This is a genomic window from Botryobacter ruber, from assembly GCF_003347595.2.
Lineage (GTDB): Bacteria > Bacteroidota > Bacteroidia > Cytophagales > Hymenobacteraceae > Pontibacter > Pontibacter ruber_A.
In genome coordinates this window covers 23,267-46,745 of sequence record NZ_QCZK02000029.1, presented here as the reverse complement: position 1 = coordinate 46,745, position 23,479 = coordinate 23,267, and the positions used below count along the sequence as shown (strand labels likewise).

General features: G+C 50.4%; 12 protein-coding genes and 1 other RNA gene. 8 read left to right on the top strand and 5 right to left on the bottom strand.

Going from position 1 to position 23,479, the window contains the following annotated elements; genetic code table 11:
- Nucleotides 1-644: 644 nt before the first annotated feature.
- Complete coding sequence (locus DCW36_RS08275) at nt 645-1,001, bottom strand: P-loop NTPase family protein (RefSeq protein WP_114781863.1); 357 nt, start codon at nt 999-1,001, stop codon at nt 645-647.
- A gap of 282 nt (nt 1,002-1,283) precedes the next feature.
- Nucleotides 1,284-1,654, bottom strand: a transfer-messenger RNA (tmRNA) gene (gene ssrA / locus DCW36_RS08270).
- 321 nt (nt 1,655-1,975) lie between these two features.
- Here ssrA and cfa point away from each other — a divergent pair.
- The 4 genes from cfa (at nt 1,976) to DCW36_RS08250 (ending at nt 10,923) form a co-directional block, all read left to right on the top strand.
- On the top strand, nt 1,976-3,097 hold the full coding sequence (gene cfa, locus DCW36_RS08265) for a cyclopropane fatty acyl phospholipid synthase (protein ID WP_114781862.1): 1,122 nt from the start codon (nt 1,976-1,978) through the stop codon (nt 3,095-3,097).
- A gap of 318 nt (nt 3,098-3,415) precedes the next feature.
- A complete protein-coding gene (locus DCW36_RS08260) occupies nt 3,416-5,290 on the top strand; it encodes a DNA polymerase III subunit gamma/tau (protein WP_114781861.1) in 1,875 nt (624 codons plus the stop codon).
- Between the two features lie 715 nt (nt 5,291-6,005).
- Nucleotides 6,006-8,960: a M16 family metallopeptidase gene (locus tag DCW36_RS08255; protein ID WP_114781859.1), complete on the top strand. Its 2,955-nt coding sequence runs from the start codon at nt 6,006-6,008 to the stop codon at nt 8,958-8,960.
- 184 nt (nt 8,961-9,144) lie between these two features.
- Nucleotides 9,145-10,923: an SWIM zinc finger family protein gene (locus DCW36_RS08250; protein ID WP_164891070.1), complete on the top strand. Its 1,779-nt coding sequence runs from the start codon at nt 9,145-9,147 to the stop codon at nt 10,921-10,923.
- Between the two features lie 291 nt (nt 10,924-11,214).
- Here DCW36_RS08250 and DCW36_RS08245 read toward each other — a convergent pair whose 3' ends face one another.
- Entirely contained in the window at nt 11,215-14,127 is a 2,913-nt protein-coding gene (locus DCW36_RS08245) for a DEAD/DEAH box helicase (protein ID WP_114781857.1), read from the bottom strand.
- Nucleotides 14,128-14,791: 664 nt separating this feature from the next.
- On the opposite strand from DCW36_RS08245, the gene DCW36_RS08235 reads away from it, so the two are divergent.
- Entirely contained in the window at nt 14,792-15,976 is a 1,185-nt protein-coding gene (locus DCW36_RS08235; protein ID WP_125185363.1) for a hypothetical protein, read from the top strand.
- A gap of 509 nt (nt 15,977-16,485) precedes the next feature.
- Here the strand turns inward: DCW36_RS08235 and DCW36_RS08230 are convergent.
- Nucleotides 16,486-18,714 carry an NADP-dependent isocitrate dehydrogenase gene (locus DCW36_RS08230; RefSeq protein ID WP_114781855.1) on the bottom strand — a complete coding sequence of 743 codons (2,229 nt, stop codon included), beginning with the start codon at nt 18,712-18,714 and terminating at the stop codon, nt 16,486-16,488.
- Between the two features lie 502 nt (nt 18,715-19,216).
- Here DCW36_RS08230 and icd point away from each other — a divergent pair.
- The gene (gene icd, locus DCW36_RS08225) at nt 19,217-20,476 is read left to right on the top strand and encodes an NADP-dependent isocitrate dehydrogenase (RefSeq protein ID WP_114781920.1); all 1,260 of its coding nucleotides are present in this window, start codon (nt 19,217-19,219) and stop codon (nt 20,474-20,476) included.
- 166 nt (nt 20,477-20,642) lie between these two features.
- Here the strand turns inward: icd and DCW36_RS08220 are convergent, their stop codons facing one another.
- Complete coding sequence (locus DCW36_RS08220) at nt 20,643-21,323, bottom strand: dienelactone hydrolase family protein (protein WP_114781854.1); 681 nt, start codon at nt 21,321-21,323, stop codon at nt 20,643-20,645.
- 210 nt (nt 21,324-21,533) lie between these two features.
- On the opposite strand from DCW36_RS08220, the gene DCW36_RS08215 reads away from it, so the two are divergent.
- Nucleotides 21,534-22,238 (top strand): hypothetical protein, encoded by a 705-nt coding sequence (locus tag DCW36_RS08215; protein WP_128396960.1) that lies wholly within the window; start codon nt 21,534-21,536, stop codon nt 22,236-22,238.
- 61 nt (nt 22,239-22,299) lie between these two features.
- Complete coding sequence (gene nfi / locus DCW36_RS08210) at nt 22,300-22,983, top strand: deoxyribonuclease V (RefSeq protein ID WP_114781852.1); 684 nt, start codon at nt 22,300-22,302, stop codon at nt 22,981-22,983.
- The last annotated feature ends 496 nt before the right edge of the window (nt 22,984-23,479 follow it).

Genomic DNA, 23,479 nt, shown 5'->3' with positions numbered 1-23,479 from the left:
GATTTATGTTTAAGCGCTTAAGGCCAGACTACTTTTTATTAGCTTTTAATATGAAGTTCTTCTAATTAAATCTTACTTAAAACATGTAATCCGTTTTTAGCATTGGGTTCATCAATATTAGTTATTACTCTACATTTAGCAGGGCGTAGAATCGTTCAAGAAAGAGGGAAGAATAGTTCACTCCTTTAAAAACTGCGTTTCTGCTTAAATTTGCCAACATTTTTATATCCGCCAGGAGAGCACGCTAACTAATGATTGTGAGGGCATGCAACAGAACGTTCTGCTTCATGAACAATTCATCACAGACGGTTTAGTGGAAGAGAAGTAGTATGGGAGGAAGTGTAGTTGCTATCTTCATGTTTGATGACACTGTCACTATGCTCCAACAGATAAGCAATAGCTTTCGGCAAATGTCTGAATTGACCAGTTTGAGCAGGTCTAAAATTGAACTTTGTAAAGTATTATAAGTTCTATTTTCTTCTGTATACTATGTTACAGTTTTCTCTTGTTCCACAACTTTTTTGTATAGCAAAGTTTAAAGAGGATAAGGTCAGAATAATCAATTGTATTGGAGGCTATATCGGATATCTGGAGCGATAAGACTGATCTTATCATGCCTTAGGAGATAAGGCGGGGACAAAAAGTTACCTCCTTTTATCCCTCGCCCCCTTCTCAAAACACACCAGGTTAAACATCTCCCGCATCCGGGACCTAACCCGACTCCCATAGGTCTTCTCCAGTTCCGAACTGGTCAGGTTGGTAGTCAGATGCGTCTTCACTCCCTGCGACACAAACAGGTCGTAGCGGCTAAGCAGCACCTCTCCCATCACATTGCACATGTTGCCGTAGTACCTGAGGCTGCTTTCCGCTCCCAGGTCATCAAAACAATAGCTGCCCGCTTTCCTGGAAGGGCTCCACGCGATGCCCTGGCTGTAGCATTTAATCACCTCGTACCCTTCCCGCTGTGTACGCTTGCTTTTTTTCTCTGTACCTTTTTGCATCTTTTCCTGAGTTGGCTGTCAACCTATTTCAGGACGGGACAACCTTAAAAGTTAAACAAATTTAGCTTTGCAGTCACCTGTAGTCAAGATGTACAGCATCTGTACACGTTGTATATCAACATGTTACGCACATTCTGGTGAGTAAATTTTCTAGCTGAAACAAGCTCACCAGATTACTCACCTTTTCTTCGTGAAAACCTGAATACTTTGGTAGTTGCCCTAAAACAAAAAAGCCTGCAAATAGTTAATTTGCAGGCTTTTAGTTGTTTTTAGTACTGATACCAGTGGAGTAGCAGGGATTCGAACCCTGGTCCAGACAAGGAAACTGTCGTGCCTTCTACATGCTTAGGTTTATTCGGATTGTCGGGAGCTTGCTAGTATAAACCAAACTAATGCGCACTCCTTAGATACTTAAGTTCGCCTGTGCACCGCACCTTTACACAGACTAGTGAAACGATTCGAAGCCTCTGATGTGCAAGCGGTTTCACGAGACCTGCACGAGACTATGGCTTAGTACCTAATACCTAGATTAGGCAGCCATGGCGTAGTTATATTCGCCAGTTATTGTTCGAACGGATTTTTAACAGGTGGTACGTTCATCACCCGACATGCTTACACGCAATCTGCTCAAGCTGTCAATTCCAGTCTACCCCATAAGTTAAAGAACGTATTCTTGCTTTATACACTTCAAGAAACATGCCACGAACATACGAAATATTTGCGTGCATTATGCCGTGCATACAGCTAAATAACCAACTAACCGGTTAAAAAGTTTCATGCAACCCGGCACCCACCATACGCTGCGTTTTCCTGTTTCAGCACCACTGCCTCCTTCAGAAACATTGCTCCCGGTCCGGCTCGCCCCTTACTACTCTCATTCTCAAACCATTCCCGCTGCAGCTCGTTTAGCGCTATTACCAGCTTAAGTTAGACAAAAACAGAAGATTCGTCTCATCTTCAAAACCACCGCCACCATGAAAAACCAGCATCTACGCCAGCAAGTAGCAGCCATTTTGGCCACCGCCGATGTTAAAATTAACGGTCCGGAACCCTGGGACCTGCAGGTGCACGACGACAGGTTTTACAAACGGGTGCTCTCGCAGGGAACGCTGGGGCTGGGCGAGTCGTACATGGACGGCTGGTGGGACAGTCGGCACCTCGATCAGTTTGTGTACAAGGTGCTGCGCGCTGACCTCTACAAAGCCGCCCGCTTTGGCTGGCGCACATTACTGGATATCCTGCTGGCCAGGCTGCTGAACTTGCAGGCAAAAGGCAAAGCAACGCGCAATGCCCGGCGGCACTACGACATTGGCAACAGGCTCTACCAGCTCATGCTCGACAAGCGCATGACCTACAGCTGCGGCTACTGGAAAAATGCCGCTAACCTCGACGAGGCCCAGGAAAACAAGCTGGACCTGATATGCCGGAAATTGAACCTGCAGGAAGGGCAACGGGTGCTCGATATAGGTTGTGGCTGGGGGAGCTTTGCAAAGTACGCCGCCGAAAAGTACGGTGCAGCGGTTGTAGGTATAACCGTTTCGCAGGAACAGGTGGAACTGGGCAGGAAATTATGCAAAGGGCTGCCCGTGGAACTCCGCCTGCAGGACTACCGCGACGTGACCGAAAAGTTTGACCACATTGTATCGGTGGGAATGGCTGAACATGTTGGCTACCGCAATTACCGCACTTACTTCAAAACAGCTGCCCGTTGCCTGGAAGATAATGGCTTGTTTTTGCTGCACACCATCGGCCATGCCTTCTCCAGGACCTCTGCGGATCCGTTTACCGATAAGTATATTTTTCCAAACTGCCTGCTGCCCTCCATCAGGCAGCTTGGCTCGGCCATGGAACATGTTTTTGTGCTGGAAGACCTGCACAATTTCGGCCCTTACTACGACCCCACCCTTATGGCCTGGTTCGAGAACTTTGACCGCAACTGGCCTCAGCTCCGCGACACGTATGGCGACCGCTTTTACCGTATGTGGAAGTACTACCTCCTCTCCAGCGCCGGCTCCTTCCGCGCCCGCAACAATCAGCTCTGGCAAATGGTACTCTCTAAAAGAGGCGTGCTGGGTGGGTATGAGGCGGTGCGATAGTTAATGTGCTAATTGTTTAATATGCTCATGTGTTAATGATTAAATGGTTGAATCCTGCAAATCCTGAAATTCTGTAAATCCTGATTCGGACAAACAACCATTAACAGCGCTAATAAACAGTTTTCCACATCATAAATTTTCACTCCACCAGCCACCATTACCACCACTACTTCCTCTGCATACAAATATTTAAAATTCAATACATTAACCATCATTAACACATTAACAAATTATCCACATTAGCACATTAAAACCTGTGGATAAGCGGCGGAAAAATAGCACTCCCATCTCTTCTATAGATTCGTTATCTTTGTAGTAATGGAGAATTTTGTAGTATCAGCGCGTAAGTACCGTCCTGCTACGTTTGAGAGCGTGGTGGGGCAGCATCATATAACGAATACCCTTAAAAACGCCATCCGCAGCAACCACCTGGCGCAGGCTTTCCTGTTCTGTGGTCCGCGTGGGGTTGGTAAGACGACCTGTGCCCGTATCCTGGCAAAAACGATCAACTGCCAGAACATTACCCCGGAAGCCGAGGCCTGCAACGAGTGTGAATCGTGCCGCAGCTTTAACTCCAACAGTTCCTTTAACATCCACGAACTCGATGCCGCTTCGAACAACTCCGTGGAAGACATCCGCAACCTGGTGGAGCAGGTGCGCTATGCGCCGCAGTCGGGCAAGTACAAGATTTACATCATAGACGAGGTGCACATGCTCTCGAACCAGGCCTTCAATGCTTTCCTGAAGACGCTGGAGGAGCCGCCTTCCTATGCCATTTTCATCCTGGCGACTACGGAGCGCCACAAGATTATCCCAACTATCCTGTCGCGTTGCCAAATATTCGATTTCAACCGCATCCGGATTGAGGACATGGTGCGCCATTTGGGCAACATTGCGGAAAAGGAGACGATACAGGCCGAGCCGGACGCGCTGCACCTGATTGCCCAGAAAGCCGACGGCGCGTTGCGCGATGCGTTGTCTATTTTCGACCAAATGGTGACCTTCTCGGGTAGCAACATCACCTACCGCGCTACCGTCGATAACCTGCACATCCTCGACTACGACTACTACATCCGCCTGACCGATTACCTGCTCACGCAGAACCTGTCGGGATCGCTGCTGCTGTACGACGAGGTACTGAAAAACGGGTTCGACTCGCATAACTTCCTCATTGGCATTGGCGAGCACTTGCGCAGCCTGCTCGTGTGCAAAGATCAGGCAACGGTGCAGCTGCTGGAGGTATCGGATAACGTGAAGGCGAAGTACGCCGATCAGGCAGCCCGGGCCAGTGTATCGTTCCTGCTGTCGGGCCTGAACCTGGTGAGTACCTGTGACACCCATTTCAAGAGCAGCAAAAACCAGCGCCTGCACGTGGAGCTGTGCCTCATGAAGATGGCGCACCTGAACGCGGCCCTGAACTTTGCTCAAGAGGGCGCAGGAAACGAGGCTGCCCCAAAAAAAGCTAAGGTAGGCGCTCCGGCACCGGCTTCTACCCCTTCTGCAGGTGCCACCATACCCTCTGCTGCTTTGCAACAGCCTTCTACCGGTGCTGTAGCTTCGGGAGGGTTACAGCAGCCGGGCAAAAGCGTTCCGTCCGAAGGTCTGCAGCAGCCACCAAAGCCTCAGCACGTAACACCGGATGCACACCTGTCGCCGCCAACAGCCACGGCAGCGCCTGTGCAGCACAAAGAGCGGTCAGCTCCTATGATGCCGCCGCCAAAAAAGCTGAGCAAGCTGCCCAGCCTGAAGGATTTGCAACAGCAAGCCAGCAACACCGCGCAGGCAGTAGCTGTGGAAGAAGAGGAAGAAGTGTACCAGGGTGCCGTGGTTCCGGTGGATGAGGTGAAGCTGCGCACGGTGTGGGCCGATATTCTGCGCCGCAAGAAAGTGGAGAACATGATGGAGTACACCCTCCTGAACCGCCCCTACCACATCAGCGACAACAACGAACTGCTGCTGCAGGTAGAGAACCCGGTGCTGATAGACCAGTTCGCCAGCCTGCGCCCCAAACTGCTTTCCGAGCTGAAGGAGCGCCTGAACAACCGCAGCATCCAGTTGCGTGCCGAAATAATGGAGCAGCAGGAAAGCGGCAACAAACTATACACCTCGCAGGACAAATTCAACTACCTGGCTGAGAAATACCCGCTTTTGGTCGATATGAAGCAGCGCCTGGGCCTGGACACTGATTTTTAAGTCCTGAAAAAGTTTATATTTGTATACAACCAATCAAAGCAGGTTTGAAATAGGAAGAACGATTAGATAATCTGCGCCAAGTAAAATACCCAACAGCACCTGTTGCCTGTGAAAACACACAGCAACGGCGAATGTAGGTGAGGCAACATCTGTTTAGTAAACAAATCTTACGTTTACTGCTACAGAGCAACAGCTTGAGCCAGGTGCATCTTTTGAACCCCCACCTTGTTTGGGGTAGGGGCCCTATTTAGAGAGCGTTCAAGCGAGTTTGGGGGTAGGGATCCTCGATTTGGACGTTCCCCGATAGGCATCGGGATGTGCCACTTGATTTTTGTGGTTCTTTTTGTTTCAAGACCATAGCCGTCAGGCTAAAGTGGAAATACTGGCGCGGGCGTCCTCGCCCGTGTCTACTATTCCGCGGCCTCTGGCCGCCGTGAACCACACGTATTATCCATGCAGCTTCTGCATTCAGACACTGGCAGGAGCTGCACACATGGGTAGGTCTTGTCAAACTTTTAGCGGTACCAAAGGGAAATCTCAGAAGATAGTTTTAATTTTTTTACCAGACGCTAACTTTAAAAACGATGACAAGCTGTTCTTCCAGCGACTTACGGCGGCCAGAGGCCGCGGAATAGTAGACACGGGCGAGGACGCCCGCGCCAGTAACAGTATATATCATTTATTTACCTTCTACTACATCTAACGCTACACAAACATGCTTCTAAAAAAACAAACAACCCTGCTCCTGCTAGCCAGCGTCCTCACGCTGACACAGTGCAAGAACGAAACCTACCAGGCACAGTCTGCCACCGACACCACGGCAGCTGCCGCCACTGGTCAGAAAGAGTATACATACGAAACCGTCCCCAACGACCCGCTCAACGCCCGCATCTACACGCTGGATAACGGGCTGAAGGTGTACCTGACAGACTACGAAGACGCTCCCCGCATCCAGACCTATATAGCAGTGCGGGCAGGCAGCAAAAACGACCCGGCCACGGCCACCGGGCTTGCACACTACCTGGAGCACATGGTGTTTAAAGGTACTACGGAGCTGGGCACACAGGACTGGCAGAAAGAAAAAGCGGAACTCGACAAGATCGAAGCGCTCTACGAAAAACACCGCAACACCACCGACCCTGCGCTTCGCAAAAAAATCTATCACCAGATCGACAGCATTTCTGGAGTAGCTGCCACTAATGCCGTAGCCAATGAGTACGATAAAATACTCAGTGCCGTAGGCGCCAAAGGAACCAATGCTTACACCTGGGTAGACCAGACGGTTTACGTAAACGACATCCCGAGCAACCAACTTGAAGGCTGGGTGGCGCTGGAAGCCGACCGCTTCCGGGAGATGGTGCCGCGCCTGTTTCACACGGAACTGGAGGCGGTGTACGAGGAAAAAAACCGCACCCTCGACAGCGACGCCCGCAAAGTGGCCGAGGTTATCAATGCAGCGCTCTTCCCTACCCACCAGTATGGCACCCAGACCACCATCGGCACCATCGAGCACCTGAAAAACCCGTCCATCACCGAAATCAAAAACTACTTTGACAGGTACTATGTGCCCAACAACATGGCCATTGCCATGTCAGGCGACATCGATTTTGAGGAAACGATCCGCCTGATAGATGCGCATTGGGGGAAAATGCAGACCAAGTCGGTGCCGGATTTTCAGGTAGCGCAGGAACACCCCATTCAGCAGCCCATTGTGAAAGAGGTGCTGGGACCTGATGCTGAAAACGTTTCGATTGCGTTCCGTACACCGGGCATCAACACCCGCGAGGCGCTGGTGGTGGAGATGATCAGCAACATCCTGTATAACGGAAAGGCAGGCCTCATCGACCTCAATCTGAACCAGCAGCAGAAAGTGCTGCAGTCGTATGCTTATGATACGCCCATGAAAGACTACGGCACCTTCCGGATGACGGGCATGCCACGCCAGGGGCAAACGCTCGACCAGGTGCGGGACTTGCTGCTGGCGCAACTGGAGCTGGTGAAGAAAGGCCAGTTCGAGGACGACCTGCTGCAGGCCATCGTGAACAACGACAAGATCAACACCATGAAAGCTTATGAAAACAACAGTAACCGGGCAGATGCTTTTGTAACGGCCTTCATTTATGAAATGCCCTGGCAGAAGTTCGTGAACCGCCGCGACGAATTTGCCGGCATCACCAAGCAGGAAGTAATGGAGGTGGCCAACAAGTATTTCAGCAACAATTACGTGCTCGTTTACAAACGCACCGGTCAGGACCCGAACGCGCAGAAAGTGGAGAAGCCAGCGATTACGCCGGTAGCTGTAAACCGCGACGTGCAGTCGGATTACTACAAGGAATTTATGGCACGGGAAGTAAAGCCGCTACAGCCGGTGTTCCTGGATTATACCAAAGACATTACCGAAGCAAAGCTCAAGCAGGACATCCCGCTGCTGTACACCAGGAACAAGGACAATGCGCTCTTCCAGCTCTATTACATCCTGGACATGGGCAGCAACAACGACCCCAAACTGGGCATGGCCGTGAACTACCTGAAGTACCTGGGCAACAACAAGTACACAGCCGAAGAACTGCAGAAAGAGTTTTACAAGCTGGGTACCTCGTTCAGTGTATTTACGTCCGGCGACCAGGTGTACGTAAGCCTGACGGGGCTCGATGAGAACTTTGACAAAAGCCTGGCCCTGTTCGAAAGCGTGCTCGCCAACCCCAAACCCGACCAGCAGGCCCTAAAGGATATGGTGGACGGCATCCTGAAAGCCCGCCAGGACGCCAAAAAGAACAAAGGCGTGATCCTGCAGCAGGCGATGGTAAACTATGCCAAGTACGGTCCCAAAAACCCATTCACCACCATCCTGACAGAAAAGCAGCTGAAAGCCGTGAAGCCGCAGGAACTGGTAAACATCATCAAAAGCATTCCGACGTATGAACACCGCGTGCTGTATTACGGTCCACGTGAAACCGACAAGCTGATAGCCACCCTGAATGCAGGCCACCAGGTACCGGCGCAGCTAAAGCCCGTGCCTGCCGAAAAGGTTTTCCCGGAACTCGACATCAAAGGAAATACCGTCTACTGGACAAATTACGACATGGTACAGGCAGAGATGCTGTTCCTGAGCAAGTCTGTTCCTTACAACAAGGACATCATTCCGGTGGTGAGGCTCTACAACGAGTACATGGGTGGCATTGTGTTCCAGGAGCTGCGCGAATCCAAGGCTTTGGCCTACTCCACCTTCTCGTACTACAGCCCTGCCTCCAAAAAAGAGCGCGCCAACTACCTGCTCTCGTACATCGGGGCGCAGGCCGATAAATTATCAGAAGCCATGGCAGGTATGCAAACGCTGCTCACCGACATGCCGCTGGCCGATGCCAATTTCGAGAACGCCAGAGCCTCGTTGCGCAACAGCATCTCCACAGAGCGCATCACCAAAGCCAATGTGCTGTTCGATTACGAGCGGGCCAAAAAGCTCGGCCTGAATTACGATATCCGGCAGGATGTGTACCAGAGCGCCAACAGCATGACCTTCGACCAGATGCAGGTATTTCAGCAAGAGTATGTAAAAGGTCAGCCGCAGGCCATCCTGGTTATCGGCTCAAAAGACAAGCTTAACTTTAAGGAACTGGCGAAGTACGGCAAAGTAAAGGAGCTGAAGCTGGAGGAGATTTTCGGGTATTAGGCAATATTAAACCTGGCGGGGTTGTTCCTCAAAAACCTTTCTGCACCCGCCACCACAGCCTTACAAGGAAAAGTTGACAAAAGAATAACCTGGAGCAGGTAAGGGAATGGTGGCGGGTGCAGCAGATTTTTTCAGAATAACAGCAGCATCTGAACTTCCGGTTGAACAACTGAGTAAAACATTGTTGAAGTTTTATACTATACACAGCACCATGCTCACGCTGAACAATTTCGAAAAGCAGGTAGACACCACCATCCTGCAACGGGGAAAGCAGTATTTTAACCACGGCAACGTTGTCTGGCTGGAGGAGGAGGAAGAGGGGCTGTGGTTAGCCGATGTGGAGGGCACCGAAACATACCAGGTAGAAGTGACGCTTTCCGGGAAAAACGACATCACCGACTACTCCTGCGACTGCCCCTACGACGGAGTAGTTTGCAAGCATGTGGTGGCGGTGCTCTATGCCCTGCGCGATGAAACTAAAAAGCCAGCCAAAGTACAGGAGCGGCGGCAGCAACAGCAAACAGCCCGTAATGTGTTCGACCACCTGCTCGCAACGGTCACGCTGCAGGAGTACCAGAAATTCATCCGCCGCTTCGCCTCTAAAAACAAAGACTTCAAAACCGATTTCGAGCTTTACTTCGCTGATAAAGACGACCGCATTGATGTAGGTGAAAAATATACTGACCTGATTCAGAAGATCATCCGAAAACACAGCGACCATGGGTATGTAGATTACCGCGCCACCCACACGTTGTCGCGGGAGGTAGAAAAGTTACTGGCTACCGGCGACGACTTTATCCGGAAGCAAAACTACCACGATGCCTTTATTTTAGCCTCTGTGGTGCTAAAGGAAATGATACAGGTAGCAGAATATACCGACGATTCTTCTGGTAATATTGGCAGTACCATCTCCAGCGCCATTCAACTCATAACCGATGTTGCCACTTCCGACCTGGCTGCCCCTGACCTGAAAGAGGAGATTTTCGCGTTTTTGAAAAACGAAGTCGTTGACAGAAAATACGCTGCTTTCGGCGACTATGGCACTGACATGTTCGACATGCTACAGGAACTGGCTAAGGAGCTGCACAAAGAGCGCGAATTCCTGGTCTTTTTAGATACCCGGATTGCAGCACTGAATGGCTATTACGACAGTTACCTGAAAGAGTACTACCAGAAAGCCAGAATTGCTTTTTTAACAGATACCGGAAGAGCAGACGAGGCGGCAGAAATGCTGCAGCAAAGCCTTGAAATTGTAGAACTGCGGCAGGGGGAAGTGGAGAAAGCCATTAAAGCGAAAGATTATGCCGAAGCAAAAAAATTGATAACCGAAGGTATTGCGATTGCGAAAAGCAAAGACCACCCGGGCACGGTGTCGCAGTGGGAAAGGGAGCTGCTGCGCATCGCCTACCTTGAACAAGATACCGCCACCATACGCCACTACACCTACCAGTTCGCCTTCGACCGGGGCTTCCATGAGGAGTATTACAAGCAGTGGAAAGCCACTTTCCCGCCGTATGAATGGAAAGCGGTAATAGATAAACTCATATCCGAGAAAAAGAAAAAAATAACTTCAGCCTGGGAGGCTCAGAAAAATTCCTTCTTTAAATCGCCTCACCCGAACCTGCTGCCGGAGCTGGCCCCGCTCTACATCCAGGAAGGGTATTGGGACAAGCTGCTGGTGCTGGTGCAAAAAGAGAATAGGCTGGATACCACCCTCAGGTACCACCAGTACCTGGCCTCCCGCTACCCTGCCGAGCTACTCGAAATGTATCTTCCTGCCTTTGCCGCTTCAGGCGCCGCCGCCGAAGGCAGAAGCGCCTACGCCAGGCTGGCCGGCCAGATGAAACGCGTGATGCAGGATATTCCGCAGGGCAAGGAACAGGTAAAACAAGTTGCCCGCAACCTGCAGGAACAGTTCCCCCGCCGCCGCGCCATGATTGAAGAGTTGAACAAACTATTGTAGGGGCAGGGTTTACCCCTGCCCAATCGTCCCCGAACCTATCTGTAAACAAGCATGCACCGGCAATCGTGCAGGAATATACGTTCAGGAAAATTCAGCAAGGAAGTCCTATTTGCGGATTCGGATTCACATGAAGGATTTGGTCGCAGGTGTTTGATTCGGGAACGATTGGGCAGGCATGATTCGGGAACGATTGGGCAGGCACATGGTTCGGGAACGATTGGGCAGACATGGTTCGGGAACGATTGGGCAGACATGGTTCGGGAACGATTGGGCAGGCACATGGGCCTGCCCCTACGTTAATCTCAACCAATCTTCTTTCGTCATTGACTTGAAAAAACTGTTTTCGGTGCTTACCAAATCGGTCGCCAACGTTGCTTTGTTTTGCTGCAGGATCTGGATTTTCTCTTCCACGGTGTCGGGGCAGATGAGGCGTACGGCGATAACTTTTTTGTCCTGCCCGATGCGGTAGCTGCGGTCGATGGCCTGGTTTTCTACGGCGGGGTTCCACCAGGGGTCTACGAGGAACACGTAATCGGCGGCGGTTAAGTTCAGGCCGGTGCCACCGGCTTTTAAACTCACCAGGAATACGCGCGTTTCCACATCTTCCTGGAACTGCCGCACTACCTCGCCACGGTTGCGGGTGCTGCCGGTGAGCCAGGCGAATTTAATTTCCTCCTTCTGCAATTCCTGCTTTATCAGTTCCAGCATGGACACGAACTGCGAGAACACGAGCACCTTGTGGTGCCGCGATACGCTCCTGATTTGCTGCAGGAGCATGTCTATTTTGGCAGAAGCGCTTCCGAAAATTTTATCGTCGCCGGTGAGCAGGGGGGAGTTGCAGATCTGGCGCAGTTTGGTGATGCCGCGCAGCACGTGCATCGGTTTCTTCTTGATTTCTTCTTCGTCGCTGGCCGAAATGTAGTCCCGGAATTCGCGTTCGTAGGCGTCGTAGATTTTGCGCTGCTCCTCCCCCATCTCGCAGTAAAGAACCGTTTCCACTTTGTCGGGCAGTTCTTTGGCTACTTCGTCTTTGGTGCGGCGCAGGAGGAAGGGGCTGATTTTCCGCTGCAGGTCCCGGGCGCTCCGCTGGTCTTTAAACTTGTCGATGGAGGCGGCATAGGTGTGGCGGAAGTACCGCAGCGAGCCGAGTAAACCGGGGCAGGCAAAGGAGAACTGGGCGTAAATATCGAAGGTATTGTTCTCCAGCGGCGTTCCCGACAGCACAATTTGGTTGCGGGCCTGCAGCAGGCGGGCCGCCTTGTAGCGCTGTGAATTCGGGTTTTTGATGAACTGCGATTCGTCGAGGAACACGTAGCTGAACTGGAACTTCTTCAGGAAGGTGATGTCCGACACCAGGAGGTTGTAGGTCGTGATAACCACATCGTGTGCGGCAAAAGCTGCTGCCGATTTGCGCCGGTCGGGGCCGTGGTGCACGTGTACCTGCAGCGAGGGCGCAAAGCGTTGCAGCTCCTCCTGCCAATTGTGGATGAGCGAAGTCGGCAGCACGAGCAGGTGCGTTTTCGGGCCGCGCTTCTGGCGCAGCAGGAGCATAAAGGCAATCAGCTGCACTGTTTTGCCCAGCCCCATGTCGTCGGCGAGACAGCCGCCGAAGCCGAAGTCGTCGAGGGTGTTGAGCCAGCTCAGGCCCTGCAGCTGGTAAGGCCGCAGTGTGGCCTGCAAGTCTGCCGGAACGGGTACGGGCGCAATGTCCGTAATGGCCGACAGCTGCGCGTGGTAGCGGTGCAGTTCCTGCTGTACCTCCTCGTCGAGCATGTGCGCTTCGTAGAGTTCTTCCAGCACTTCGAAGTTCGTTTTCGGAATCCGGATGCTTTCGTCGGTCACCTCGCCTGTCTCGAAATAGCCTTCGAAGCGCTGCAGCCACTCCTCCGGGATAATGCCCATGGTGCCGTCGTCGAGAAGCACGTATTTGCTTTTGTTCGCCACCGACTTGTGCAGCTGCTTGAGCGGAGCCTTTTTGCGGCCGAAGTGCACCACCACGTTGGCGTTGAACCAGTTCAGGCCGCTGGCTACCTGAATGGAGATGCGGGCTTTGTGCTGGTTCAGTTTGTTGCCTTTGATGTCGTTAAACCCGTAGATGCGCACCCCCTGCTCCCGCAGCGTCTCGAAGGCTTCCAGGAACCACTCCTCCGCAAGGAAACGTGTTTTGTGTAGGTAAAAGTACTCCCACGGGTTTTCCAGCTGCTCCCAGAAAGTCGAGTGCTGCTGCACGAGCAGCGCGATAAAAGCTTCTTCTGCCCTGTCGTCGCGCGATACAGGAAACACTTTGCCGCGCTTGTCCTGGGCATACAGCTGCTTCTGCGAAAACACCGACACCTCCGACTCGCCATAGCGCATAAAGGGGTGCAGCAGCACGTAGTTCTCCATGTCGAAGAGGTACAGCAGTTTTTCGGGCGGACCGTTGTAGCCGTTGTTCTTCCGCCGAACGGGCTTCTGGTAGGTATGCGCCACCGGCACATGGTTTTCCATCTCCGACAGCACCTGCTGCTGAAACTGCAGGAAGGCATCATGCGACAGCCACAGGTTGTTGTCCTGCCGCTGAAAATACGCGATAATGGGCGGCAGCGCTGCCTTCGTGCTCAGGTACCAGCTGCCGTCCACGAGCAGGAAGTAATCGAACCGGATGCTGACGCGGGAGAGGGTAGTGTAGGCGCCATTGATAAACAAATCGCTTGTTACGCCGAACACGTCTTCGTGCAGACTCACCCGCACCTTAAAATCGAGCTGCGGCTGGCTTACGGGCACAGGGGCAATGGCGCGGGATGTTATTTTTTCGGATACCTGGCTGTCGTGGAGGTAGAAGGGGTACCGGAGCGGGTTCCGGACCAGCGCCTGCAACCCCTCCAGGTCGGCAGGCGATTTCTCGTAGAAGTTCTGGAATTTGGTGATGGCGTTGTAGAACTTCACTTCCTCCAGCTTCTCGGTGCGCCACACCAGGTCGACGGGGTTGAGGATAGTAAAAGGCGCCTTCGGTTCGCCGCTGCTGCTCAGGCCGCAGGAGACCAGTTGAGCACTGAACAGGTTGTAGTAGCGGTGTTTGCCAATAACGATGATGGTGTTGGCATCATGTGGTGCAGGCGCAGGTTCCCCCTTGGCAGCCAGGAAAGCCGCAAACGCATCTGCTCCGGCCGTCTCCATTGCCTTTGCTCTTTCAAATGGCTCGAAAGGGGGTTGCTGCTCTTCCATGGGGGTGGTGCGGGCGGAGGTGGTTTTTGTTTGATTGGCAAGTTAGGGGTTTTGAGTGGGATTTGGGAGGAGGTGAGGATTTGGTGGGAGGTACTGTTTGATAGACATAACACTGACACAGGGAAAAACTTTGATATCTAATTAATCCCTAAAAAAAATTGTATATATTGGGTAAAAAATAAAGAAATAGTAACGGTATAATAGCTTAAAGAACAAACCTATTCCTCTTACTGGGTAAGAACAACTTCAGGTATTGTACAGAAAATCTGAATGACTCCATTTAGGACAATTATCAAAATAAGAATCTATTTCAAAATATGGGAAGAGAAAGAGTATCAAAAGGGCAGATAATAATGAAAAAGGAAGAAAAACTGCCTAAGTTAGCTTTAAGTATGCCAGTTGGTTTTAGTGATATGATTTTATTAATGAATTTATAAGAATATATCCTAAAGATTGGACTAACATTAATAAAAGATACATTGAACATGAAAGACTAACCAAGCCTGGCAAAAGCCATCCAATGGCAGAGCCACGAAAGTATTTACTTAATGTATCCAAAAAGTATATAGAAGAGGCTCGGGAAAAGCACTCTCAACAATAGGCGTTAATTACGAGTAGTTGGGAGTGTAATTTATTTTGCACCCTATATAAAAATATAGACACTTTGGAAACCTATCCGATAATAAAAATTCCTAGTAAGCTAAAGGAAATCCATATTATGCTTCCGCCGCTTTTACAAATGCCTACAAAACCTGAACCGCCTGTTCAGAAAGAATTGCCTCCTCCTCGAGAAAATCCTCCACCTGAACCTATTTTTAATAAATCCAGCTATGGATTTGCTTGGTTATTTCTCTTTATGGGAGTTATTTTATTATACATCTCAAACAATTCAAATAGCTCTTCAGGACAAGCCTTACTGATGGGTTCAATTATGTTTCTTGTAGGTGTCTTAGGCATTTATTATGGAGTTAACAATAATATTAAAGCAAAAGCAAAGTATGAGTTTGAGAAAAAAAGCTACAGTTCAAAACTTCGATTGTACAAACAAGGCTTTAAATTAGAGTTAGAGAATTATTATAGCAGGTTAGAGGAATCGAATAAATCATATGAAGAGAATCTTAAATTTTATCAGGAAATAGAAGCACCTCTTTATCTTGAAGCCTTAAATCTATATAATTTAGAAACAAAAAATATTAAAAGTAAAGAATATATTCAAACTTTTAGAAGGCAAAAAGTTAATGAGTTTCTTGAAACTGTAAAAAAGCCTGAGATACATCCTGCAAGTGAAAATATAAGAAAAGGAGTTGCGGAAAAAAAATTCTTACTTCGTTTAAAATACTATAACATTTTTGCGGATAAGGCTAAGAGTTATAAAGATAAAATACATTCAAACTATACTATTAATTTCAACAAAGATTCTACTGCTATTAGCTTTTTACCTGATATCACCTATTATAATCAAGAGAACGGGTTATGTATTGACATTGAGATTGATGAACCTTATGTGGGCAGTACAGGCACTCCAATACACTATATTGAATCAAAAGATTATTTAAGAGACAAATTCTTCAATGAAAATGGCTGGATAGTAATCCGATTTGCAGAAGCTCAGGTTGTAAATGAGCCTTTTATATGTTGTAAAATAATTGATGAAGTAATAGATAAAGTCTTACTAACAGATTCCGATCAAGAAAAAACCAAGATTAAACATATAAAAAGATGGACTAAGGATGAAGCACATCAAATGGCTTTTAAACGATATAGAAATAGTTATTTAGGAATAGAGCTAATTGAAGACCTAAATTTAGAGAACCATGAATCTACCGAACAAACTGCTGTTTCATATTAACTGGGTGTGTTTGTAACTACACCTACATACTGATTTTGAATAGCAGTCAACACAATGGTGGCAGGTAGATACACATTAACAGGTCATCCTTCCATCATAATTTCTCTCTCCGCCATTTCGGTGTTTCTCTGACAAAGCAAGCGTGATTTACTGGCAACGGCCTTACCATGCAAGGCGGCAACAGTAGGCTTTTTAGGCGCTAAGGCTGTGGTAGGCGGTACAATACACTTTTTCAGTCTAAATTCACCTCCAATAGTCAGCCAGCAGCGCGAGAAATTTCTTCTGCACCACCCTCCATTGCCTCTGCTCCTGGCTCCTGCTGTTTTACCGCTCCCTACTGCCAGTTTGTAAAGGCGTACATTCAATCAGCCTTAATCCGCCAGTTGAAAACTGGCCTCATAGTTTACCACAAGTTACCGCTGCGCTCAAACTTGCGGTATTCAGATATCAACAAAAAAGGCTGCCCGAGCATCACCTCAGGCAGCCTTTCCTATCTTATTCAGCTTCTCTTAGAAATTATCCAGAGCCGCATTCAGCGTTTCGCTTGGGCGCATGGCTTTTTCAGCTTTTGCGGCATCCGGGTGGTAGTAGCCACCGATGTCGTTTGGCTTGCCTTGTGCGGCGATTTGCTCTTCTACAATCTTCTGCTCGTTGTCGGTCAGTTCTTTGGCTAGTTTCGAGAAGCGGTCTTTCAGTTCCTGGTCTTTCGACTGCTCGGCCATGGCTTGTGCCCAGTAGAGGGCGAGGTAGAAGTGGCTGCCGCGGTTGTCGATGCCGCCTACTTTACGGGCCGGCGACTTGTCTTTCTCCAGGAACTCGGCGTTGGCTTTGTTCAGGGCTTCGGCCAGTACTTCTGCTTTAGAATTCTTGGTTTTGTAGGCCAGGTCTTCCAGCGATACCGCCAGGGCCAGGAACTCGCCGAGCGAATCCCAACGCAGGTAGTTTTCTTCCAGGAACTGCTCTACGTGCTTTGGTGCAGAACCACCGGCACCTGTTTCAAACAGGCCACCGCCATCCAGCAACGGAACGATAGAAAGCATTTTGGCGCTGGTACCTAATTCAAGAATCGGGAACAGGTCCGTCAGGTAGTCGCGGAGTACGTTACCGGTTACCGAAATGGTGTCTTTACCGGCTTTGGCACGCTCGCAGCTGTAGCGCATGGCTTCTACCGGCGACATGATTTTTACTTCCAGGCCGTTGGTGTCGTGGTCCTGCAGATACTTCTCTACTTTTTTGATAAGGTTGGCATCGTGCGCGCGCTGTGGGTCGAGCCAGAAGATGGCTGGGGAGCCGGTGATGCGGGCACGGGTAACGGCCAGCTTCACCCAGTCCTGGATAGGCAGGTCTTTGGTCTGGCAGGCTCTGAAGATATCGCCCTGCTCTACCTTCTGCTCCATCAGCGTGTTGCCGTCGGCATCTACAATGCGTACGGAACCTGCTTCGGCTATTTCAAATGTTTTATCGTGTGAGCCATACTCTTCCGCCTTCTGCGCCATCAGGCCAATGTTCGGAACAGTGCCCATAGTAGTCGGGTCGAAAGCGCCGTTTTCTTTGCAGAACTGGATTACTTCCTGGTAAATGCCGGCATACGAACGGTCCGGGATAATGGCTTTGGTATCGTGCAGTTTACCGTCGGGTCCCCACATCTGGCCGGACGAACGGATGGCAGCCGGCATAGACGCGTCAATGATCACGTCGCTTGGTACGTGCAGGTTCGTGATGCCTTTGTCGGAGTTTACCATCGCCAGTTCCGGGCGTTGCTCCATCTCGGCTTTCAGATCGGCTTCGATTTCGGCACGTTTCTCGTCCGACAGCTTCTGGATTTTAGCATACACGTCGCCCAGACCGTTGTTGGCATCCACACCAATTTCTTTGAAGGTAGCGGCGTGCTTATCGAAAGTATTGCGGAAGAACACTTTAACGGCATGGCCGAACATGATAGGGTCAGATACCTTCATCATGGTAGCCTTCAGGTGCAGCGACAGCAGGATGTCCTGTTCTTTGGCTTCTCTGATTTCTTCTTCCAGGAAAGAACGCAGCGCATTTTTGCTCATCACCGAAGAATCCATCACTTCGCCGGCTTTCAGGGCTACTTTGTCTTTCAGGACTTTGGTGTCGCCGTTGGCGCCAACCAACTCGATGCGTACGTCGGTCGCTTTATCTACTACCACAGACTGCTCGCTGCCGTAGAAGTCGCCGCTGGTCATGTGGGCTACGTGGGTTTTAGAATCCGAAGACCATTTGCCCATGGAGTGCGGGTGTGCTTTAGCGTATTCCTTTACGGCAGCGGCCACACGGCGGTCGGAGTTACCTTCGCGCAGCACAGGGTTAACGGCACTACCCAGAATTTTGGCGTAGCGGGCTTTAATGTCTTTCTGCTCGTCGTTCTGCGGGTCGGCCGGGTAATCCGGGATGTTGTACCCTTGCCCCTGCAGCTCCTTGATAGCGGCCGTCAGCTGCGGAATAGAAGCACTGATGTTTGGTAATTTAATGATATTGGCTTCGGGTGTTTTAGCCAGGTCGCCTAGGTAAGCCAGGTCGTCGGACTGCTTCTGCTCGTCGGAAAGGTTCTCCGGGAAAGCTGCCAGGATACGGCCCGCCAGCGAGATATCTCTTGTTTCAACAGCAATGTCGGCTGCCTGCGTAAAGGTTTTCACAATCGGCAGGAAAGAATACGTTGCCAGTGCAGGCGCCTCATCCGTTATGGTATAAACAATTTTTGCTGTTTTTGCTGTCATATTACTCTGTTTAGTTTAAGGTTGCAGTAAGTTAACTACTGAAAATTAAGTTTGGTATCTAAAATTTATGGTGTTGCTTCTCTCATTTTTACAAGCCTGTTCACCGGCAACAAGGCTTCTGCCACACTTTTTGCACCTGCCTGTACCTTTTTCAGGGGGCTTCTTTTTGCTTTTGTATGTAACAGCTTGTTTAGATGACAAATATAAGAGTCTTTTTGATATATAGGGTATTCCTAAACCTGGCTTTCCTGCCCTGCATGCCTCACCTGCCCGCTCACAGCACCTGCAGCGCCTCCGTGTTCCGATAAAAAAGCAGCCATATAGCGCAGCCTGTTCCGGGCAGGAAGTTTTCCCGGAAAGGCCCTAATCCGTATTTATACTCCTTTTTTAAACAGGCAGAATTTGCACAAACAAAAGACTGAAAACCAATGTATAAAAGAGACACTTTCCCCTGAACGCACCTTCTGAAATGGGTGAAAGCTTCTCCAAAAACCTACGAAAAATGTTAACATATAAAATAACCATCGTGGATGGCAAACTACAGGTGCCTGATGAACCGACGATTCCGTTTATCCAGGGCGATGGCACAGGCCCTGACATCTGGGGAGCCGCTGTGCGGGTAATAGATACGGCAGTGGCGAAAGCCTATAATGGCAGCAGAAAAATCAGGTGGAAAGAAGTGGCAGCCGGTAAAAGTTCTTTTGAGCAAAAAGGCAGCTGGCTTCCGGAAGAAGCACTTGTTGCGTTTAAAGATTACCTGGTGGGCATTAAAGGCCCACTTGCCACACCGGAAGGGGTAGACATCCGTTCGCTGAGTGTGGCGCTGCGCCAGGACCTGGACCTGTATGCTTCGGTGCGCCCGGTGCGCTGGTTTGCCGGCACTCCCAGCCCGGTTAAAAGCCCGGAGCAAACCAAAGTGGTCGTTTTCCGGGAAAACACCGAGGATATTTATGCCGGCATCGAGTTTGAAGAAGGCACAGAAGATACCGAGAAGTTTAAGGAGTATTTAAAAAAGCAGTTCTCCCCCCGTTTCAGCAGAATCCGCTTCCCCGACACGTCCGGGTTCAGCATCAAACCTGTGTCTAAAGAAGGCACTCAGCGCCTGGTTCGTGCCGCCATGAAGCATGCCATTACCTACAAACACGACTCGCTCACGCTGGTGCACCAGGGCAATATCATGAAACATACCGAAGGCGCCTTCCGAAACTGGGGCTATGCGCTGCTAAAAGAGGAGTTTGGCGGCACAGAGACAGCGAACGGGCCGGGACTGCTCGTAACCGCCGAAACTCTTAAAGCCAAAGGCTACAGCAATGCTACCAGGGATATTACCGTGAACGACATTTTTGCCGATGTATTCCTGCAGCAGGTAGTGCGCCAGCCAACAGCTTTCTCGGTGATTGCAGCCCCGAACCTGAACGGCAACTACATAGCAGATACGCTGGCAGCCCTGACAGGCAGTGTAGACATGGCGCCGGGCGCCAGTATTAACTACGAAACGGGCCACGCCATCTTTGAAGCGACCAACGGTACCACGCCTGAACTTGCCGGACAGGACAAAGCAAACCCGGGCGCTGTCATTCTTTCCGGTGTGATGATGCTGGATTATATGGGCTGGCAGGAAGCCTCCGGTTTAATCTGCTCGGGCCTGGAGAAAGCAATCAGTGCAAAGCGTGTACCCTACCCCCTTCAGCAGCACATGGAAGGCGCTACCCTGCTGAAATGTTCAGAATTTGGAGATGAGATCATCAAAAACATGGGATAACGTGCAGCAGCGGCTGTCTGGTAACAAACGACGATAGCCGCTGCTCTTCTTACTGTTGCCCTGTTACCCTTACCTTTCAGGAGCAGTGGGTGTGGTGACAGCTGCAGCAGATATTTTCAAGGTGCAAAAAGTGCTTTCAGCAGCTTTCGCTTTTTTGTTGATGAGCCTACGGCTGGTTCTGGTGGAGCGGGTGCAGTTTGCCGGGTTCGAGGTACTTTTTAAACCATTCGTCTACCAGGTTGGCAGCCATCTCTAAGGCACCGGGCTCTTTGAAAGCAGCCGTTGCGTCCGGCACCAGCTGCATATCCCGGATTCCCTCAATCTGGTCGTGGGCTTCCTGGTTAAACGAGATCAGCGCCTCGTCTTTGCCGGGCACCAGCAGCAAGGCAGGCGCCTGCAGATCGGACAAGGTTGGCGAGGCCAGGTCGGCTCTTCCGGCTACTGCCACCACAGCCTTTATGATGTCGCCCAGCGCTGCGGCGGCACTCAGGGCAGCAGCAGCACCCCGTTCCGAACCTACCAGCCCGAGGTTAAGGTCTTTGGTTACATCGTCCTGTTCCACCCAATACACGGTGTTGATAATGTGCTCGGTCATGAGCGGGATGTCCAGGTGGTTTTCGTAATCTTTTTCTTCCTCCGGATCGAGCAGATCGAACAGCAGCGTGGCAAATCCTTCTTTGTTTAGGCGCTCTGCAATGGCCGCATGGCTCTTACCGACTTCCGTGGAAGGGTCGTCCTGCACAAACAGGATCAGTCCTTTGGCATTTTCAGGAATAGCCAGTTCGCCAACCAGCGAGGTTTCTTTTACATCAATTCTTACGGAATCCTTAAAAACAAACTGCTTCATGGTACATCATCCTTTAATCTCTTTACCAGAGAAAGACCAACTATGTACCCTCTTACGCGCCCGTTGCGCCATAGTTCTAAATAAAAGAATGCGCCTGCAAAAAGCAGTGCGTCCGCAGAAGCAGCATACACGTAAAAGCCTGCAACAGCGCTTCCGTCAGTAAAAACAAAAAGGATCGTGCAGGCGCCAGACCAAAACCAATTGAGAATAATGCGATCATTCGTACATCCGGCAAAACCCCTTCTCCTCCCGTACCTGGTGCTCCTGCTCCTCGGCTGCCTGTTAATGCCAGGCTGCAACACGAGCGACGAAAGCAGCAACCAGGTTACAACTGCTGATCCTACCCCTCCGGTTACTGCCGCACCCGGAAACCAATCACAGGAAAGGAGTACAGCTGCAACAGACACCGTAGATTTTGAAAAGGCTTTTCAACAGTTTTTTGCGGCTTTGCAGGCCGCTGATACCGCAGCACTCCAGCAGTTTATCCACCCGGCACACGGACTGTGGATAATAGAGCAGCCGGGAGCGGTGCCTAAAATGACACACGTGCAGCACATCGGCCAGTTCAAACGCGAATACCAGGACCGCTCTTTCCTGACGGTAAAAGATGAAGTGCAGCAGTGCAACCTGGCAGAAGAACCTTTCCCTAAATTTGACTGCGCCGACATGGAAGGCGGCAGAACAGGCTACAGCAAAGACGGCTGCTTTGCCTGGAATGCTGATAAGTTCAAACAGAGCGGCTACTGGGACTACGCCAGTTTGTCGGATGAGCAGATGCGCCAGGTAAAAAACACGCTGCCGCTCGTACAGAAGTCGGTGCTGCATACCAAAACCTCGTTTGAGTTCCACTTCGGGTATGTGGATGGTCACTGGCGCCTGCTGTTTGCCAAACTGATCTACCCCTGCAGCGCGTAGTACAGCACAAGCAGTTCCGCACAAGTTCACCTGAAAACTCTTAACTCATAACTCAAAAACCGTGGCTTACTACCGAAGATTTGAAACACCCGATCCGGCCATTGTGCAGGCGCTTACACGGCAGCAGGAAGAACTGCAGCAGCGGGTAATCATTCAGAAACCGGATTTCGAGCTTAAACTGATCGCAGGCTGTGATTCTTCTTTTATAGGAGAAGACACCATTCTCTCGGTATTTGTGCTACTCCGCTACCCCGAACTGGAAGTGCTGGAAAAAGTGTGGCACCACGGGCCGGTGGAGCTGCCGTATATTCCCGGTTTCCTGGCATTCCGGGAGGCGCCAAACCTGCTCAAAACCTACGAAAAGCTGCAGCAAAAGCCTGACCTGATCATGGTAGACGGGCACGGCATTTCGCACCCCCGCAGGCTGGGCATTGCCACGCACCTGGGCCTCCACCTGAACAAGCCTACCATGGGTGTGGCGAAGAAAGTACTGGTAGGCAAATACACGGAACCCGCCGCTGCCAAAGGCTCCACTTCGCCACTTATCTATAAAGGAGAAGAAATCGCCACCGTGCTGCGCACCCGCGACAATGTAAAGCCGGTTTTCGTATCGCCGGGCCACCTGATGGACCTGGAATCAGCTACCGCAGTGGCCAAGGCTTGTGCAGTAAAGTACCGGCTTCCCGAGCCAACGCGCCTGGCCGACCACTACGCCGCCGTGTTTAAGCAGGAAGTGAAAAAGTAACCCGCATCAGCCTCAAAAAGTCTTCTGCTGCAGCCACCATACCCTCTCCTCCTGCTGCTTGTATAAAATCCCTCCACAACAATTCCCGGCTACAAAAACGCTGGCGCCACGGCTGTGCGCCAGTTGCTGCCCTTCAACTTCTTTCCCCGCCATTGCTGCCTGCACTTTTTCCCTTTAAAACTAACAAACATCACCTCGCTTACTAACAACCATCACCCCGGTGGTTGACCATTGTCATTCCCCCGGGCGGGGGGCTGCTGTATCTTTGTAATATAAATTTAACGCACAGCAGCACGAGCATTTTAACAATATCTGCACTGGCTACCAGGCCATTACCGGCAGGCGAAAAAGCAAAGAAATGCTGCTCTGGGTGAGAAACTTAAAGTTAATAAACATCAGCTTATACAGTGATTAAAGTCATTCTCTTAGCAAAGTTCGCGCTATACCTTTGACACATAAAACAAGAGCAAATAATACTTATTAAAATAAAAACCCA

What these genes read in the sequence shown, in the direction of transcription:
- DCW36_RS08275 (WP_114781863.1), bottom strand. Translation starts at nt 1,001, where the DNA reads ATGCAAAAAGGTACAGAGAAAAAAAGCAAGCGTACACAGCGGGAAGGG.
- cfa (WP_114781862.1), top strand. Translation starts at nt 1,976, where the DNA reads ATGAAAAACCAGCATCTACGCCAGCAAGTAGCAGCCATTTTGGCCACC.
- DCW36_RS08260 (WP_114781861.1), top strand. Translation starts at nt 3,416, where the DNA reads ATGGAGAATTTTGTAGTATCAGCGCGTAAGTACCGTCCTGCTACGTTT.
- DCW36_RS08255 (WP_114781859.1), top strand. Translation starts at nt 6,006, where the DNA reads ATGCTTCTAAAAAAACAAACAACCCTGCTCCTGCTAGCCAGCGTCCTC.
- DCW36_RS08245 (WP_114781857.1), bottom strand. Translation starts at nt 14,127, where the DNA reads ATGGAAGAGCAGCAACCCCCTTTCGAGCCATTTGAAAGAGCAAAGGCA.
- DCW36_RS08230 (WP_114781855.1), bottom strand. Translation starts at nt 18,714, where the DNA reads ATGACAGCAAAAACAGCAAAAATTGTTTATACCATAACGGATGAGGCG.
- icd (WP_114781920.1), top strand. Translation starts at nt 19,217, where the DNA reads ATGTTAACATATAAAATAACCATCGTGGATGGCAAACTACAGGTGCCT.
- DCW36_RS08220 (WP_114781854.1), bottom strand. Translation starts at nt 21,323, where the DNA reads ATGAAGCAGTTTGTTTTTAAGGATTCCGTAAGAATTGATGTAAAAGAA.
- DCW36_RS08215 (WP_128396960.1), top strand. Translation starts at nt 21,534, where the DNA reads ATGCGATCATTCGTACATCCGGCAAAACCCCTTCTCCTCCCGTACCTG.